Raw genomic sequence first — 17,033 nt, 5'->3', positions numbered from 1 at the left:
ACCCATGACAACGACAACCGCATCCGTCTCCTCCGCACCGTCCCCCAAGGCGCCCGCTGCGGCGTCCTCCGAGGCCCCGGGGCGCCGGTTCACCGTCGGCAAGGCCCTGGCCTGGGCGGCGATGATCCTCATCATGCTGTTCACGCTCCTGCCCTTCTACTGGGTCCTGCGTACGGCACTGTCCTCCAACGCGGGCATCACCGCCCACCCCACCAGCCTGCTGCCGGTGGACATCAACCTGCGCGGCTTCGCCCGTGTCTTCGGCATGCAGTCCACTGAGGAGGCACTGGCCGACGGCGGCAGCGGCGCAGCCATCAACTTCTGGCTCTACCTGCGCAACTCGGTCATCATCTCCACACTGGTCACCGTGGGGCAGGTGTTCTTCTCAGCGATGGCCGCCTACTCCTTCTCCCGCCTGCGCTGGAGGGGACGCGACACGGTCTTCGCCGTGTTCCTGGGCGCCCTCATGGTCCCCTCGATCTTCACGCTCCTGCCCAACTTCGTGCTGGTCAAGCAGCTCCACCTCATCGACACCTTCCTCGGGGTGGCACTGCCGACCATGTTCATGACGCCCTTCGCGGTGTTCTTCCTCAAACAGTTCTTCATGAATATCCCGCGCGAGCTGGAGGAGGCCGCCCTGCTCGACGGAGCCTCCAAGGTCCGGGTGTTCTTCACCCTCATCCTGCCCATGGCCAAGGCCCCGATCTCGACGCTGGCGATCCTGACCTACATCACGGCCTGGAATGACTACTTCTGGCCCCTGCTGGTCTCCTACACGGACTCCTCGCGGGTACTCACGGTGGCTCTGGCCGTCTTCCGCTCCCAGGCCCCTCAGACCGGTCCCGACTGGGCCGGGCTCATGGCCGCCACGCTCGTGGCCGCCCTCCCGATGCTCCTGCTGTTCATGGCCTTCGCCCGGCGCATCGTCAACTCCATCGGCTTTACCGGAATCAAGTGAGGCACCAGATGACGACTCAACCGATCAGCCCTCTTCGCTCCTCACTGTCGCGCCGAGGCCTCCTGTGCGGCTTGGCCTCGGGCGCGGCCGCCCTGACCCTGGCCGCCTGCTCCGGCGGCTCCAGGAAGTCGGGAGCCGGCGCCGTCGAGTACTGGATGTGGGACGCCAGCCAGCTGCCCGCCTATGAGGCCTGCGCCAAGGCCTTCGAGGCCAAGACCGGCATCAAGGTCAACATCACCCAGATCGCCTGGGGTGACTACTGGACCAAGCTGACGGCCGGCTTCATCGCCGGGACCGGCCCGGACGCCTTCACCGACCACATCTCCAAGTTCGCCCAGTTCGTGGACCTGGAGGTCCTGGTCCCGCTGGAGAAGCAGGCCGCCTGGGCGGGCGTCGACGAGTCCGCCTTCCAGGAGGGCCTCATCGACCTGTGGAAGGGGGAGGACGGCCACCAGTACGGCTGCCCCAAGGACTGGGACACCGTGGCGGTCTTCTACAACCGGGACATGCTCGCCCAGGCGGGCCTGTCCGAGGCGGACCTGGCCGACTGGTCCTGGAACCCCGCTGACGGCGGAACCTTCGAGAAGGTCCTGGCCCGCCTGACCGTGGACAAGAACGGCGTGCGCGGAGATGAGCCCGGTTTCGATAAGAACCGCGTGGCCGTCTACGGCCTGGGTATCCAGGACGCCGGTACCGGGGACGGCCAGACCCAGTGGAGCCCCTTCACCGGCTCAGCCGGCGACTGGTTCTACACGAACAAGGAAACCTGGGGTGACCACTACCGCTACGACGAGAAGGTCTTCCAGGACACGATGGACTGGTACTTCGGCCTGGTGGACAAGGGATACATGCCTCCGCGCGGCGCCTTCTCCTCCACGACCAGCACCGATGTCCAACTCGGCAGCGGCAAGATCGCCATGTGCTTCAACGGGTCGTGGATGTTCGGCACCTACGCCAAGCTCGACGTCAAGGTCGGGATCGCGGCGAACCCCGTGGGCCCCAACGGCAAGTCGGTCTCCCTGTTCAACGGGCTGGGCGACTCAATCTCCAAGCAGTCGGCCAATATCGACAACGCCTCCAAGTGGGTGGCCTTCCTGGGAACCGCTGAGGCGCAGGACATCGTGGCCTCTCACGGAATCGTCTTCCCAGCGATCGCCTCCTCCACGAAGAAGGCCGTCAAGGTCTTCGAGGAGACGGGGCTTCCCACCAAGCCCTTCACCCAGCACCTGGAGGACAAGTCCACGTTCTTCTTCCCACTGACCTACTTCGGGGCGGATGTGGGCGCCATCATGAAGCCGGCGACGGACGACCTGTGGGCCAACCGGGTGCCGGCCTCAACGCTGACGAAGTACAACGAGCAGGTCAACCTCCTGTTCAAGACGTCCAAGCACAAGAAGAGCTGACAGCTCGGTTGCTCGTGACCACCACGGGCCGGGTCCGGTACATCGCCGGACCCGGCCCGCGATCGTCAACGCAGCCCCACGATCTGCCCGGTGTCGAGGTCGACGTCGATGCGCTCGGCGGCTGGCCGGCTCGGCAGCCCCGGCATGGTCGACAGGCTGCCGCAGATCGCGTAGACGTAGCCGGCCCCCGCGGCCAGGCGCACCTCGCGCACCGGCAGGCGCCACCCGGTGGGCACACCCTTGCGGCCGGGTTCAGCGGACAGGGACAGCGGGGTCTTGGCGACGATGACGGGCAGGTGGCCGAAGCCTGCCTGCTCGTAGGCCTCCAGCAGCCTGCTCGCGGCGGGGGTGTAGTCCACGCCGTCGGCGCCGTAGAGGTCGGCGAGCTTGGAGATCTTGGTGCACAGGTCGTCCTGCGGCTCGTAGGCGGGTCGGCTGCTGGCCGGCTCTCCCGCCTCCTGGCAGGCCTCGACGACGGCTCCGGCCAGGTCGAGGCAGCCCTCGCCTCCCCTGGTGACGGGGTGGCAGACCGCGACCCGGGCTCCGGCGTCCCCGGCGATACGCGTCACCTCCTCGATCTCGGCGTCGTGGTCGGTGGGGAAGACGTTGACGGCCACGACCGGGGTGATGCCGAAGCCCCGCACGATCTGCAGGTGCTTGAGCAGGTTGGCGGCGCCGTCGCGCACGTCATCGACGTTCTCCTGGAGCATCTCCTCGGGCAGGTCCTTGCCGCTGACGAGGCGGTGGCGTCCGCTGTGGGCCTTGAGCGCCCTGATGGTGACCACGACGACGGCGACGCTCGGGTGCATCCCGGAGACGGCGCACTTGAGGTCGATGAAGCGCTCCAGGCCCATGTCGGATCCGAAGCCGGCCTCGGTGAGGATGTAGCCGCCGTCGCGGGCTCCTGCCGCGGCGACGCGGTCGGCGATGACCGATGAGCAGCCGGTGGCAATGTTGCCGAAGGGGCCGGTATGGACCAGGACGGGGGTGCCCTCGCCGGTGCGCAGGAGATTGGGCTCGAGCGCATCGCGCAGGACGGCGCACATGGCGCCGGCCGCCTTGAGGTCCTCGGCGCTGATCCACTCCCCGCCGCGGCTTCGGCCGATGACGATGCGCCCCAGGCGCCTGCGCAGGTCGGCCAGGTCCGTGGCCAGCGACATGATGACCATGAGCTCGCTGGCCGGGGTGATGTCGAAGGATGCCTGCCGGGTGACACCGTCGATCTTGGCCCCCAGGCCGGAGACGATATGGCGCAGGGCGCGGTCGTTGACATCCAGGACCCGGGGCCAGGTGATGGTGCGCTCGTCAATGTCGAGCTCATTGCCGTGGTGCAGGTGGTTGTCGATCATCGCCGACAGGAGGTTGTGGGCGGCGGTGATGGCGTGGAAGTCGCCGGTCAGGTGCAGGTTCATCCGCTCGGCCGGCAGGATGCGGGCGCCTCCGGAGCCTCCGGCTCCGCCCTTGATGCCGAAGGTGGGGCCCATGGCCGACTGGCGCAGGGTGAGAACCGCCTGCTCTCCCAGGCGAGCGAGCCCCTGGGCCAGTCCGATGGCCGTGGTGGTCTTGCCCTCCCCGAAAGGCGTCGGCGTGATCGCAGTGACGACGACGTAGTGAGGGCTACTCGCCCGACCGCCACTCACGTGCTGGCTGGATTCCAGCGCCCGCAGGTCGATCTTGGCCACATCACGGCCATAGGGAATGACGTATTCGGCAGCTATTCCCGCTGACGCCGCCAGCGCGTGAAGGTCGATCGGAGCGTCGGAGCCGCCAGTGGCCGCAATCACCTGGGTCATGGATGAAGCCTAGTCGGAACCGGCTCCCGGCTTCTGTCTTTCGCCATGGAGCCGCCAATCAGTGGAACATTAATTGCTCCTGACAAAGAGTCATACCTTCAGCACGCCGAGCCTTATTCGACTAGTCTGTCGGTTACCCATCGACCAACCATGGAGGTTGTTGTGAACCGTCGGATCGTCCTCTCCGCCCTCGCCGCATCGGCGTCACTGTGCCTTGCCGTGACGGGATGCTCCGGCACATCGGGGACATCGCAGGCCGGTGCCAGCAGTTCTGCGAGCGCGTCGCCCGCGGGCCCTGTCGGCACCGTCGACCCGCCATCGGACATCAAGGGCCTCGACAAGCTCGGCCTGTCAAAGGCCACGATGAGCATCAAAACCGCTCCCGGACTGAGCAACTATGACGACAAGGGCCTCACCTACGTCGACCCGATTACGGATCCGGCCGCTGATCTCTCGGTCCATCACGTGACCTGGGACGGCAAGGAGGCCTGGAAGGCGAGCGTGCCGGTCCCCAGCGGCGCCGATCCCGCCTCACTGACTCCCATGATGAGCTACGACGACGCGCTGGGTGTCGTCTCCTACTGGTTCACCACCGACCAGATCAACCGGGAGGACTCCACCCTGCGCCTCCACCCGGTCAGCGGCCAGCTTCACTGGTTCGACACCAGCACTGGGAAGCAGGGGTCTGATCCCTTTGCCGAGGATGGCAACACCTACTCGGCGCACACGCAGCTGGTCGGAGGACTTCAGTTGGGCTCAGACGGCGGAATGAGTGCCGTGAAGATCGTGGACTCCTCGCAGGCCCTTGTGAGTCACTCCGCGCAGGAGCTGGGACTGAGCGGCGGCAGTCGGGGCGAGTTCTACTCATGGAAGGGGCAGGTGCGTTTCAGAGGCACTGAGCCCGCCGACCCCGCAGATCTCCTCAAGCTCAACACCTCCAAACCCATCCCCGACCTCAGCGCCGACGCCCGAATCTGGACCACGCCCACCAGAATCCTGGTTCTGGACCAGTCGGACAGCCGCTTGCAGTCTGTGACCGACAGTGGGGCGCAGGTCCTGGATCTCAAGGGATGCACCATTCCACCCAAGAGCAACCTCACGGTCGGCAGCGGCGACACCTATGACCACCTCGGGCAGCTGCGCATCGCTCAGGACGGGACCACTGAGTGCCTCTCCAAGACCATTGGAAACCCCGCCGACACCATCAGCACCACCCTGAGCGACGGCAGCATCATCGTTCGTTCCACCGCCGATGAGGGAAAGACCTTCTCCTTCCGCTACATCAGCGCCGACGGCTCCACGAAAGTCGACCTGCCGAACAAACCGGTCCCCAGCGCCCACGACAAGCACCTCGTGTACTCCACCTCCGCCGACGGCATCTCGACCGTGACCGCCTTCAGCGAGAAGGACCTCAAGCCCTCGGGCTCCTGAGCCATGGGCTCCCCTCGGGGCTACTCCTCGGCGAGGGCCTCGGCGATGGCCCGCATGGTCACGTCCCGGCTGTAGCCCTTGCGCCCCAGCACGGCCGCGGTGCGACGCCGGCGCACCTCCCAGGGCAGGTGGCCGGTGGCGGAGAGCTTCTTGCGAGCCAGCGCCAGCGCCGCTGAGTCCTCGTCCTCGGAGCTGATCTGCTCGAGGGCTTCGGCGACGTCCGACTCACCCAGCCCCTTGCGCCGCAGCTCCTCGGCGATGGCTCGCCTGGCCGCCCCCTTCTCCGCGAAGCGGGTGCGCGCTAGGCGGGCCGCGTAGGCGGTGTCGTCAATGACTCCGGCGGCCTCCAGACGGTCAAGAACCTCGGAGGCTACACGGGGGTCCACCTCCTTGCGCTCGAGGAGCTCGGCCAGGGCGGCGCGAGGAGCCGCGCTGCGGTCCAGGCGGCGCAGGACGATCTCCCGCGCCGCCTCGACCGCCTGCGCATGGGCGTCAGGGATGAGCCAGGGCATCAGAACCCGCCGGCCTCCTCACCGAAGATGGTGTCCGACTCATCCGCCGACGCCTCCTTGGAGGTCTTGACGCTCTTGGAGGTCTTAGCAGTGGAGGTGGCCTTCTTCCCGCGCCCTCGGGCGGTCTTGACCGCGCTCGTGGCGGCGGTGTCAGCGCTCTCCACCGGGACGGCTGCCGCGGCCACGGCGGCCTCGGCAGCAGCGAGCTCCTCAGCCTCCCGGGCCTTGCGGCCGGGCTCACCGATGCCCAGGGCGGCGAGGATCTTCTCCTCGATCTCGGCGGCCAGCTGCGGGTTGTCCTTGAGGAAGTTGCGGGCATTCTCCTTGCCCTGACCGAGCTGGTCCTCCCCATAGGTGAACCAGGCCCCCGACTTGCGCACCACGCCGTTGTCCACTCCCAGGTCCAGCAGGCTGCCCTCGCGGGAGATGCCCTGGCCGTAGAGGATGTCGAACTCGGCCTGCTTGAAGGGCGGCGCCATCTTGTTCTTGACGACCTTGACCCGGGTGCGGTTGCCCACAGGCTGGTCCCCGTCCTTGAGGCCGCCGATGCGGCGTACATCCAGGCGCACGGAGGCGTAGAACTTCAGGGCCTTCCCTCCGGTGGTGGTCTCCGGGTTGCCGAAGAACACACCGATCTTCTCGCGCAGCTGGTTGATGAAGATGGCCGTGGTGCCGGTGGAGGACAGCGCACCGGTGATCTTGCGCAGCGCCTGGCTCATGAGGCGGGCCTGGAGACCGACGTGGGAGTCCCCCATCTCTCCCTCGATCTCAGCCTTGGGGACCAGGGCCGCCACGGAGTCGATGACGATGATGTCCAGGCCGCCTGAGCGCACCAGCATGTCGGTGATCTCCAGGGCCTGCTCCCCGGTGTCCGGCTGTGAGACCAGGAGGTTGTCGATGTCGACGCCCAGGGCCTTGGCGTAGACCGGGTCGAGGGCGTGCTCGGCGTCGATGAAGGCCGCGTTCCCGCCGGCCCTCTGCGCGCTGGCCACGGCGTGCAGGGCGACGGTGGTCTTTCCGGAGGACTCCGGCCCGTAGACCTCGACGATGCGTCCCCTCGGGAGCCCTCCGACTCCCAGAGCCACGTCGAGGGCGACCGACCCCGTCGGGATGACGGAGACCGGAGGACGGGACTCGTCCCCCAGACGCATGACGGATCCCTTACCGAAGCTCTTGTCGATCTGGGCGAGGGCTGTGGCCAGGGCCTTGGAGCGGTCCTGGGTCTGGCTGGCAGCAGGCATTGTTCTACCTCGGTTCTCAGGGCGGCGCGCAGCCGCGGCGGGCATGGCTGGTCAACTTCGGCGAGGTCCCCTCTCCGGGGCTCACCAACGACGGTATGCCTGACCACTGACATCTATCTCCGCCCCGCATCAGCCCTGTGGACTCACGTGGCGTCGTCGTCGTTCGTGGAGAACAGTACCCGAACACCTGTTCGATCGTGACATCATCGTCACGCGCGTGTCGGCGGCTCCACACCTGTCCCCCGCATCCACCCTCGTCACCTGGGCTCAGCGACGCGGATCCGAGCGGAAGATCCACCGCTCGGCATCCGAGCGCTCGGTCTCCTCACACAGAAGACCCCAGACCCGCTCCGGTGCCACACCGTCGTCGAGCGCCTGCACGCAGGTCACCCCCAGCCCTGGAAGAACCAGGTCCTGAGCCAGGGACCGGCCGTAGGCCGGACCGAAGACCGTCTCGACGGCATTCCAGAACTCCGAGTGCTTCACCACTCCCCCTTTGTCAACAGGCAACCCGGCGGCGAGTCCACTCATTGTGGCCCCACCGCCGGGAAGGTCGGCTCACTGGCAACGATCTGCGCGCCACAAGAGCGGCGCACGCGGAGCGTCAGCGGATGGTCACCGCAGGGCGACCCCCTGCTGACGCACGAGCTCATCGGGAACCGTGTCCGGAATCATGACACCCTCGGTCAGGGCAATGCGGTCGGAGACCTCACGCAGCACCATGGACAGGGGGGCGTCAAGCGCCTGGCAGATGGAGGCGAGCAGCTCGGAGGAGGCCTCCTTCTGGCCGCGCTCGACCTCGGAGAGGTACCCCAGGGAGACACGGGCCTGCGAGGAGACCTCGCGCAGCGTGCGTCCCTGGTGCTGTCGGACGCCGCGCAGGACTTCTCCGATCTCGCGGCGCAGGACGACATTCTCGTGCTTCGGGGTGTCCACGGACACACCGTACCCTGCCCCGGGTCCCTGGCGCATCGGCATCCGGTTGTTGATCGGGCGAGTGGTGCGGGGGTGAGTCGTGTTGTTCATCGTCTAGCACAACCATTCACGTCGTGGATTCATTCCCGCCACGTGGGGCCAGGTCTCCGGCTCCTGTGACGTTGAGAACCACTCTACCGGCATTCCTGAGAGAAATCTGAAATACGTCTTAGTCTGCGGTCTGTAGTTGGTCAGTCGTCATTGAGAAGCAATCAGGGCTGCGGCCCACACTCGTCCTTCTGTAGGAAGCCGATGGCCAGCTCGCACACCTCCATCACGGTGGCGCACCGGATCTGCGAGCGATCACCGCTCAGGTGCAGCTCGCGGTGCCTCTGCCCCCAAGGAGCGACGACGGCGATATGGACCGTTCCGGCCGGATGTCCGTCGGCCGGCCCCGGCCCGGCCACCCCGGTGGTCGCCAGTCCCAGATCGGCCCCGAGGAGCCGACGCACTCCGTGCGCCATCTGCAGGGCGACATCGCGGTCCACTGGCCCGGTCCGCTCCAGGTGCGCGGCATCGACCCCAAGGACCTGCGCCTTGATCCGGGTGGCGTAGGCCACGACCGCCCCCACGAGCACACGGGAGGCGCCGGGAACCTCCACCAGACTGGAGGCGACCTGCCCACCCGTCAACGACTCGGCGATCGCCAGAGTCATTCCGCGCTCCTCTGCGGAGTGCAGGAGAGCCCTCGCCGCGCGGACACGGTCCTCGGCGCCGGACGCCCCCTCGATCACCACGGCCCCCGGGCGGTCACTGGCCGCCCCGCCCGTTCTGACGGCTCAGCAGCATCGCCTCGCGGACGTAGTCCAGGCCGGTCACCACCGTGACGATGAGCGCCGCAGCCACAATGACGTAGGCCGCCTTGGTCAGGAACGCGGCCGGCCCCGAGGGCAGCATGAGCATGGACCATGGCGTGAGCAGCCCGACCAGCCCCACCATCTGCAGCGCCGTCTTGATCTTGCCGCCGCGCGAGGCCGCCATGACGGCACGACGCAGCATGAAGAAGCGCATGACCGTGATGCCGAGCTCGCGCACGACGATGAGGATGGTGACCCACCACCACAGTCGTTGGTTGACGCTCAGCAGGACGAAGGCGGACAGAGTCAGTGCCTTGTCCGCGATCGGGTCGGCGATCTTGCCGAAGGAGGTCACCAGCCCCCACGAGCGCGCCAGCTGGCCGTCCAGGCGGTCCGTGAAGGCCGCGACGACGAAGACCACGACTGCGGCGAGCCTGGCCCGGTCCCCGGGCAGCAGGGCGAGCCAGATGAAGACGGGCACGAGCAGCAGGCGCAGCACCGTCAGGACGTTGGCGATGTTGAGCAGCGGCGCCTGCTCTGACGGCGCGGCGCCATCCGGGGCGGTCGGGGCGTTCATCAGGTCCAGCCTAGTCGCGGACGACCTCCCACCGACGCAGAAACCTCGATCCATCTTCTCAACGGCCTCGCATCCGAACGCCTGCACCGTACGCGTTATGCCCCATTGCAGACGACACGCGGCATAAGATCCGTTCTCACCCACGGTTCACGCCGACATCCGGGAGCCTCCCCCGCACCATTGGAACGAGCACGAACCGCGCACACACTCTTAAGGTTCACTTCATACGTTCATCATCATGCACCCCTCCACTCTTCTCCCCTCATCTTCACCGGACTCCACCGGCCTCACCCGCAGGTCACGGGGTCCTGGCCTGCTGACCGCCGTCGTTCTCACCGCATCCGTCGCCGTGAACGGTTGCTCAACGAGTTCCGATCAGGCTGTGCCGGCTCAATCGCCGACTCCGTCCGCCTCCGCCAGCGTCGGCGGCTCGCAGGACGTCCACTTCACCGTGGGTTACGCCGGCGACGTCCTCATGCATATGCCGGTGATGGAGTCCACTCCGGCAGGCTCAGGGGATATCACCGCCAACATCGCCGCTGAGACCCCCTGGGTCGAGGGCCTGGATCTGGCTCTGTGCGGGATGGAGGTGCCCGTCGCTCCGGACGGGGTCTACTCGGGCTACCCCGCCTTCGGCACCTCTAGCGAGGTCGTGGCCGCCTTGGCGAGATCCGGCTGGGACGGCTGCGCGACCGCCTCCAACCACGCCGCGGACCGGGGGGAGGCCGGCGTCGTGGCCACCTTGGACGCCCTGGACGCTCACGGGTTGGGCCACGCGGGCACCTACCGGAGCCAGCAGGACGCCTCGGTGCCCTTCGCGCTCTACGAGCTGGAGCGGGGCGGGCGCACCGTGACCGTCGCCCAGATCTCCACGACCATGGACCTCAACGGCCTGGAGGATCCCACCGGATACTCCGTGTCGCTCAACGACGTCGGCGCCATCACGAAGGCGGCGAAGTCGGCCCGCGCGGCGGGTGCCGATCTCGTCGTCGTCCATTCCCAGCTCGGTGAGGAGTACGAGACCACGCCCAACGACAAGCAGATCTCCTACGCCCAGTCCCTGGCCGACACCGGGCAGGTCGACATCTTCTTCGGAGCTCATCCCCATGTGCCTCAGCCCGCCGAGAAGCTCTCCGGAGGAGTCGGGGGCAAGGGGATGTGGGTGTCGTACTCGGCCGGCAACTACATCTCGAACCAGGATGAGGAGTGCTGCGCCCCGCTGTCCGACGTCGGTCAGCTGGTCTGGGCCGACGTCACCTCCCACGCCGACGGCTCGGTGAGCGTGGACAAGCTGAACTGGCACCCGTTCACCATGGATCTCGCCGGCGGCCACAAGATCAGGGACCTGGCGGCGCTTCACAACGGCGAGCAGCCTGCCGGCCTGGGGCTGAGCAAAGAGCAGATCGACCGGCGCTGGAGCCTGCTCACCTCTCAGGTCAAGGACGCCTCGACCATGGCCGGCACACCGCCCAAGCCCACCGGACCGGCTCCGACGATTCCCAGTCGGGAAGAGGTCATCACACGGGCAGGGGCGCACCCGGCCCCGCAGGGCGCGGCATCGGCCTCCGCCTCACCACGATGAGCCGCGGCCAGTGAGCGACCAGGCGTCCTCGGAGTCCTCATCGGCGGAGGTATCGTCCCAGGACTCCGACTCCGGCAGGCTGGAGGCGACCTCCAAGGGATCCGTGCTGTAGCGGTTCGACGGCATGACCGCAGTACGGGGCTCGTTCGCGGCCGCACCCGCCGGGGCCTCGGAATCGGGCTCGCCTTGAGAGGCGTCAGGGGCCTCGGGACTCTCCGCGCTTCCCGGCGCACCGCCCTCGCCCTTGATCCAGGCCAGGGTCTCCTCGAGCTGCTCGGGCTGGACGAGGACATCGCGGGCCTTGGACCCCTCCGAGGGGCCGACGACCTCACGGGACTCGAGCAGGTCCATGAGCCGTCCGGCCTTGGCGAAGCCGACACGCAGCTTGCGCTGGAGCATGGAGGTGGAGCCGAACTGACTGGAGATGATGAGCTCGGCGGCCTGCAGGAGCAGGTCCATGTCATCACCGATCTCCTCGTCGATCTGCTTCTTGACCTCCGGGACGACGACGTCCTCGCGGTACTCGGGCGTCAGCTGGGACTTGACGTGCTCGACGACGGAGCGGATCTCGGACTCGGTGACCCACGAGCCCTGGATGCGCACTGGTGTGGAGGCGCCCGGGCCCAGGTAGAGCGCGTCACCCTGACCGGTGAGCGTCTCGGCCCCGTTCTGGTCGAGGATGACCCGGGAGTCCAGCTGGGAGGCCGTGGCGAAGGCCAGGCGCGAGGGGACGTTGGACTTGATGAGGCCGGTGACCACCTGGGCGACGGGACGCTGGGTGGCCAGGACCAGGTGGATCCCGGCAGCGCGGGCCAGCTGGGTGATGCGCTGGATGGAGGCCTCCACGTCCTTGGGGGCGGTCATCATGAGGTCGGCGAGCTCGTCGACGACGACCAGGAGGTAGGGGTAGGGGCTCAGCTCTCGCTGGGATCCCGGCAGGGGCTGGACCTCTCCTGCGCGCACCGCCTTGTTGAAGTCGTCAATGTGCTTGAAGCCGAAGGAGGCCAGGTCGTCGTAGCGGGCGTCCATCTCGCGCACCACCCACTCCAGGGCCTCGGCCGCCTTCTTCGGGGAGGTGATGATCGGGGTGATGAGGTGGGGGATGCCCTCGTAGATGGTCAGCTCCACCCGCTTGGGGTCCACCAGCACCATGCGCACCTCCTCGGGGGTGGCACGCATCATGATCGAGGTGATCATCGAGTTGACGAAGGAGGACTTACCCGAACCGGTCTGCCCGGCCACCAGCAGGTGCGGGGTCTTGGCCAGGTTGGTGACGACGTAGTCGCCCTCGACGTTCTTGCCCAGCCCGACCACCAGCGGGTGCGCCTGCTTGCGCGCGGCCTGGGAGCGCAGGACGTCGCCGAGCTTGACCATCTCCCGGTCGCTGTTGGGGATCTCGATGCCGATGGCGCTCTTGCCCGGAATGGGGGTGAGCAGGCGGATCTCGTCGGAGGCCACCGCGTAGGCGATGTTCTTCTCCAGCCCCGTGATCCGGGAGACGTTGACCCCCCGGCCCCGGTGGACCTCGTAGCGGGTGACCTGGGGGCCGCGCGTGTAGCCGGTGACCGTGGCGTCCACGTTGAACTCGGCGAAGACGTTCTGCAGGGACTCCACAATGGCGTCGTTGGCGGGGGTGCGGGTGGAGTGGCCCGGGCCGGGACCGAGCAGCGCGTCATCGGGCAGGGTGTAGGTCGATCCGTCGGGCAGAGCCATGTTGCTCAGGTCGCTCATGGCGATCTGGTCGGCGAGGTCGGGCTCCTCCAGCGCGACCTCGGGGGTCTCCTCAGTGACGGCGTCGAAACCGGAGGGCGACTGCGGGGTCGGCTGCGGTGCGCCGCGCTTGGCGGATGAGGGTTTGCGCTGCCCTCCTGCGGCCGGGCCGGAGGCCACGGGGCCGCCTGCCGGGCCGGCGGGCCTGCTCCGGGTGGCGGAGGCGGCCGAGGATGCCGGGGAGGTGATGACATCGGTCTCCTCGCCCACGTCCGGGATGACGAAGTCCTCGCCCTCGGAGTGAGCCCCGTGATCGGCGCCCGGCTCGAAGAGCTCGGTGATCGTCGTCTGCTGGGCCTGCCGGTCGGCCGAGCGCTTACGGCGCCCGCTGCCCCGTTTACGAGAGGCCGACTCCTCCACCTCCAGGGCGGAGCGGAAGGGCTCGTCGCCGTCGTAGGAGTCCAGGAGCGCCGTCTGATCCGAGTCCGCGCCCGAGGCGCCGGCCCGCCCAGAGCCTCCGCGAACCCGCCCCAGCAGGCGCCGGGCCAGGGAGTCACCCGATCCATCGGCGCCGTGGGAGGCTCCGTCACCGTCCGCGGCCCGGTACTGATCCAGCAGGTCACGGATCTCGGCAACGGTCTTGCCGGACATGACCAGGGCGGAGAACGCAGTCAGGAGGAGGAACAGGATGAAGGCCCCCACGGAGGAGAACAGAGCCGCCAGCGGGTAGCCCACCAGCCACCCCAGCAGCCCTCCGGCGGCCTCCAGTCCGCCGAGGTTGTTCTTGAGGACCGGGTTGCCGCTGCCGACCTGGATCATTCCGGTCAGAGCTGTCAGCAGCCCCAGGCAGCCCACGGAGACCCGTGCGTGCACCGCCCCCAGGGTGTGGGCCCGCAGCATGGCGATGCCCAGCGCCGCCAGGAGCGGGGGCACGAAGACACCCAGGACGCCGACGGGGCCCGCGGCGATGTGGTGCAGGAGATCGCCTGCGGCGCCGGAGATCCCGAACCACTCGCGCAGTGCCAGCACCGCTGCGAGAGCCAGGATGAGGAAGGCCCAGCCGGTACGGCGGTAGCGTCCGCCCGAGGGCCCGGTTCCAGGCGCGGAGAAGGGTGCGGCCCCTGGAGCGGAGCCGCCGCGATTACGTCCTCCGCCGGTTCCCGGTGAAGGCGCAGCTGTTCTCGTGGTGCGACGATTGGCCATGATGCTCCAGAAACTATCGGATTCTCGGTGTCATTGACCTTGCCACGCCGCCCGCCCCGGCCGGAGACACGTCACCTTCTCGGTGCCGCGGCCCGGTGCGGGGACTCATCCCCTGAGGGCAGAGGCAGGCGCGCCCCGGTCCCCCGTCAGGACCTCTCGTCGTCGGCGCGGAGGAACTCATCGATCTCCTCGCACAGCGGTGCCTGGGCCGGGCCGCTGCGGGCCACGGCGTGGGCGGCGGCCGCGTTGGCTCGCCTGGCCGCCTCGACGACGTCGAGCCCGCCCAGGAGGCCGGCGACCAGGACACCGGTGTGCGTGTCTCCCGCTCCCGTCGTGTCCACGACCTCACGCACGAAACCGGGTACCTCGATCGGCTCACCGCCCACCGGGTGGAGAACACAGCCGTTCACGCCGGTTCGGTGGACGATCAGTGCTTCAGGGCAGGCCTGCCGGATGGCACCGGTGCCGCCCAGCCGCTTCTCGAGGCGCCCCATCTCCAGGTCGTTCCCGGTCAGTATCGTTGCCCTCCTCAGCAGCGGAAGGAGCACCTGGTCGGGGATGTCGGGCTGCACCGGGCCGAGGTCGATCACGAGCCCGACGCCGTCGGGGATCGACAGGAGCCAGTCGGTCAGGATGCCACGGCTCGTGTAGTGGGCCAGGTCGTAACCCGTGGCGTAGACCCAGTCCCCGGCCCTGAGGTCGATGCTCTCGAGATCCTCACGCTGAGGCTCGCCCTCAACACCCGCGGTGGTGATGAAGGTGCGTCGGCCGGAGGGCTCGATGAGCGTGGTGCAGGTGCCGATGTCCCCGACGAGCTCCTCGACGAGCAGCTCCACCCGGTCCAGCCGCATCGACTCGCGCACCCGCGCGGAGTTGGGTCCGGTTCCCAGGGTGGCGGCCAGGGCCGTGGGAACACCCTGCCGGGCTGCGGCCGAGACCACGGTGTACCCGCCACCGACGACCGGACCCGACGACGCCCCGGTGATCGCCCCTCCTGGCGTCGGCACACTGCTGACGTGGAGGGGGATGTCAATGAGGATGGATCCGGTGGATATGAAGCACGCGGGCCGGAAGAGAGTCATGCAGTAAGCGCCCTCCCGCTATGCCTCGATGACGACCGGGACGATCATGGGACGGCGCCTGAGGCGGCGCCCGATCCAGCGCCCCAGGGTGCGGCGCATGACCTGCTGGAGGGAGTAGGCGTCCGCCTTCCCGGTCTCCAGCGCAGCCGACAGGGCCTCAGTCACATCGGGAAGGATCTCCTCGAAGACCGAGTCGTCCTCCGCCACGCCCCGCGCCTGGATGTGGGGGCCGGCCAGGATCGTGCCGGTCGTGGTCTCCACCACGGCGTAGACCGAGACGAAGCCCTCCTCCGCCAGGATGCGGCGGTCCTTGAGCTCGGCCTCGTCGATCTCCCCCACCGAGGAGCCGTCGACGTAGATGTAGCCGCAGGGCACCTGGCCGGCGATACGGGCCACTCCCCCCTCCAGGTCGACGGCCACGCCGTCCTCGCACAGCATGACCCGTTCCGGGGCGATTCCCGTCTTGACGGCGAGCCCACCATTGGCCACCAGATGACGAATCTCACCGTGAATGGGCATGACGTTGCGGGGCTGGACGATGTTGTAGACGTGGAGCAGCTCCTCGGAGGAGGCGTGCCCGGAGACGTGGACCTTGGCGTTGCCCTGGTGGACCACGCGTGCCCCCAGCCTCATGAGCTGGTTGATGACCCGGAAGACGGAGTTCTCGTTACCGGGGATGAGGGAGGAGGCGAAGATGACGGTGTCCCCGGGCTCGATGGTGACGCTGCGGTGCTCGGAGTGGGCCATCCGGGACAGGGCCGCCATGGGCTCTCCCTGAGAGCCGGTGACCATGAGGACTCTCTCGTGCGGGGGCAGCGAGGTGATGTCCCGGGCATCGATGAGGACGCCGGCGGGGACCTTGAGGTAGCCGCGCTCGGCGGCGATCCCCATGTTGCGCACCATGGAGCGCCCCACGAGGGCGACCCGCCTGTCGTGCAGGGCGGCGGCGTCGAGGACCTGCTGGACCCGGTGGACGTGGCTGGCGAAGGAGGCCACGACGATCTGCCCGTCGGAGTCGGCGAAGACGTTGTCCAGGACCTGGCCGATCTCGCCCTCATGGCCCACCATGCCCGGGACCTCGGCGTTGGTGGAGTCAACGCAGAACAGGTCCACGCCCTCCTCACCGAAACGGGCGAAGGAGCGCAGGTCCGTGATGCGCCCGTCGATGGGCAGGGAGTCCATCTTGAAGTCACCGGTGGCCAGCACGTTGCCGGCATCGGTGCGGATCATGACGGCCATGGCGTCGGGGATGGAGTGGTTGACGGCCACGAACTCCAGGTCGAAGGGGCCGTAGGAGACCTCCTCGTGCTCGATGACCTGGCGCAGCACCGGGCGAATACGGTGCTCCTTGAGCTTGGCCTCCACGAAGGCCAGCGTGAGCTCGCTTCCCACCAGGGGGATGTCGTCACGCAGGCGCAGCAGGTAGGGCACACCACCGATGTGGTCCTCGTGCCCGTGAGTTAGCACCAGGGCGACGACGTCGTCGATACGGTGCTCGATGGAGGAGAAGTCAGGAAGGATGAGATCGACGCCGGGCTGGTCCTCCTCGGGGAAGAGCACACCGCAGTCAACGATGAGCAGCTTGCCGTCCAGCTCGAAGACGGTCATGTTGCGGCCGACCTCGCCCAGGCCCCCCAGGGGAGTGATGCGCATGGCGCCATCAGCGAGGGGGCCGGGGGTCTTCAGCGCGGGAAAGTTCGTCACGCGGGCATCCTACCGAGGATGTCTCGGATATCGATTGATACGGCGCGGGGCAGTTCGACGCCGTC

14 protein-coding genes are annotated in these 17,033 nt (G+C 68.0%); 4 read left to right on the top strand and 10 right to left on the bottom strand.

What is annotated here, in order from left to right; all coding sequences use genetic code 11:
- The first annotated feature begins 4 nt into the window (after positions 1–4).
- A complete protein-coding gene (locus tag HMPREF9058_RS03540) occupies positions 5–958 on the top strand; it encodes a carbohydrate ABC transporter permease (protein ID WP_009405720.1) in 954 nt (317 codons plus the stop codon).
- Between the two features lie 8 nt (positions 959–966).
- Positions 967–2,361 carry an ABC transporter substrate-binding protein gene (locus tag HMPREF9058_RS03535; RefSeq protein ID WP_009747240.1) on the top strand — a complete coding sequence of 465 codons (1,395 nt, stop codon included), beginning with the start codon at positions 967–969 and terminating at the stop codon, positions 2,359–2,361.
- 65 nt (positions 2,362–2,426) lie between these two features.
- Here HMPREF9058_RS03535 and HMPREF9058_RS03530 read toward each other — a convergent pair whose 3' ends face one another.
- Positions 2,427–4,154 carry a formate--tetrahydrofolate ligase gene (locus HMPREF9058_RS03530; RefSeq protein WP_009405863.1) on the bottom strand — a complete coding sequence of 576 codons (1,728 nt, stop codon included), beginning with the start codon at positions 4,152–4,154 and terminating at the stop codon, positions 2,427–2,429.
- Between the two features lie 363 nt (positions 4,155–4,517).
- On the opposite strand from HMPREF9058_RS03530, the gene HMPREF9058_RS03525 reads away from it, so the two are divergent.
- Positions 4,518–5,585, top strand: a complete 1,068-nt coding sequence (locus HMPREF9058_RS03525) for a hypothetical protein (RefSeq protein WP_254654052.1) — start codon at positions 4,518–4,520, stop codon at positions 5,583–5,585.
- 20 nt (positions 5,586–5,605) lie between these two features.
- Here HMPREF9058_RS03525 and HMPREF9058_RS03520 read toward each other — a convergent pair whose 3' ends face one another.
- From HMPREF9058_RS03520 to pgsA, 6 genes are all read right to left on the bottom strand, one after another.
- Positions 5,606–6,097, bottom strand: coding sequence for a regulatory protein RecX (locus HMPREF9058_RS03520; protein ID WP_009405662.1), 492 nt, complete (start codon positions 6,095–6,097; stop codon positions 5,606–5,608).
- Complete coding sequence (gene recA, locus HMPREF9058_RS03515; RefSeq protein WP_009747550.1) at positions 6,097–7,338, bottom strand: recombinase RecA; 1,242 nt, start codon at positions 7,336–7,338, stop codon at positions 6,097–6,099. Before recA ends, HMPREF9058_RS03520 begins: the two co-directional genes overlap by 1 nt.
- Positions 7,339–7,605: 267 nt before the next feature.
- Positions 7,606–7,869: a DUF3046 domain-containing protein gene (locus tag HMPREF9058_RS03510; RefSeq protein WP_009405619.1), complete on the bottom strand. Its 264-nt coding sequence runs from the start codon at positions 7,867–7,869 to the stop codon at positions 7,606–7,608.
- A gap of 84 nt (positions 7,870–7,953) precedes the next feature.
- On the bottom strand, positions 7,954–8,364 hold the full coding sequence (locus HMPREF9058_RS03505) for a helix-turn-helix domain-containing protein (protein WP_004565236.1): 411 nt from the start codon (positions 8,362–8,364) through the stop codon (positions 7,954–7,956).
- Positions 8,365–8,525: 161 nt separating this feature from the next.
- Positions 8,526–9,047, bottom strand: coding sequence for a CinA family protein (locus tag HMPREF9058_RS03500; protein ID WP_043537765.1), 522 nt, complete (start codon positions 9,045–9,047; stop codon positions 8,526–8,528).
- A 16-nt stretch (positions 9,048–9,063) separates the two neighbouring features.
- Positions 9,064–9,687 carry a CDP-diacylglycerol--glycerol-3-phosphate 3-phosphatidyltransferase gene (gene pgsA / locus HMPREF9058_RS03495; protein WP_009747505.1) on the bottom strand — a complete coding sequence of 208 codons (624 nt, stop codon included), beginning with the start codon at positions 9,685–9,687 and terminating at the stop codon, positions 9,064–9,066.
- 382 nt (positions 9,688–10,069) lie between these two features.
- Between pgsA and HMPREF9058_RS03490 the strand changes: the two genes are divergently transcribed.
- The gene (locus HMPREF9058_RS03490; protein WP_254654051.1) at positions 10,070–11,269 is read left to right on the top strand and encodes a CapA family protein; all 1,200 of its coding nucleotides are present in this window, start codon (positions 10,070–10,072) and stop codon (positions 11,267–11,269) included.
- Here the strand turns inward: HMPREF9058_RS03490 and HMPREF9058_RS03485 are convergent.
- The 3 genes from HMPREF9058_RS03485 to HMPREF9058_RS03475 form a co-directional block, all read right to left on the bottom strand.
- Positions 11,258–14,182 (bottom strand): DNA translocase FtsK, encoded by a 2,925-nt coding sequence (locus HMPREF9058_RS03485; RefSeq protein WP_009406321.1) that lies wholly within the window; start codon positions 14,180–14,182, stop codon positions 11,258–11,260. The genes HMPREF9058_RS03490 and HMPREF9058_RS03485 overlap by 12 nt on opposite strands.
- A gap of 146 nt (positions 14,183–14,328) precedes the next feature.
- Positions 14,329–15,264 carry a PfkB family carbohydrate kinase gene (locus HMPREF9058_RS03480; RefSeq protein ID WP_009405995.1) on the bottom strand — a complete coding sequence of 312 codons (936 nt, stop codon included), beginning with the start codon at positions 15,262–15,264 and terminating at the stop codon, positions 14,329–14,331.
- An 18-nt stretch (positions 15,265–15,282) separates the two neighbouring features.
- Positions 15,283–16,917, bottom strand: coding sequence for a ribonuclease J (locus tag HMPREF9058_RS03475; protein ID WP_043537763.1), 1,635 nt, complete (start codon positions 16,915–16,917; stop codon positions 15,283–15,285).
- Positions 16,918–17,033: the final 116 nt, after the last annotated feature.

The sequence above is a fragment of the Actinomyces sp. oral taxon 175 str. F0384 genome, assembly GCF_000223355.1.
GTDB classification, from domain to species: Bacteria; Actinomycetota; Actinomycetes; order Actinomycetales; family Actinomycetaceae; genus Actinomyces; species Actinomyces oris.
This window is presented reverse-complemented; position numbering and strand designations above follow the sequence as displayed.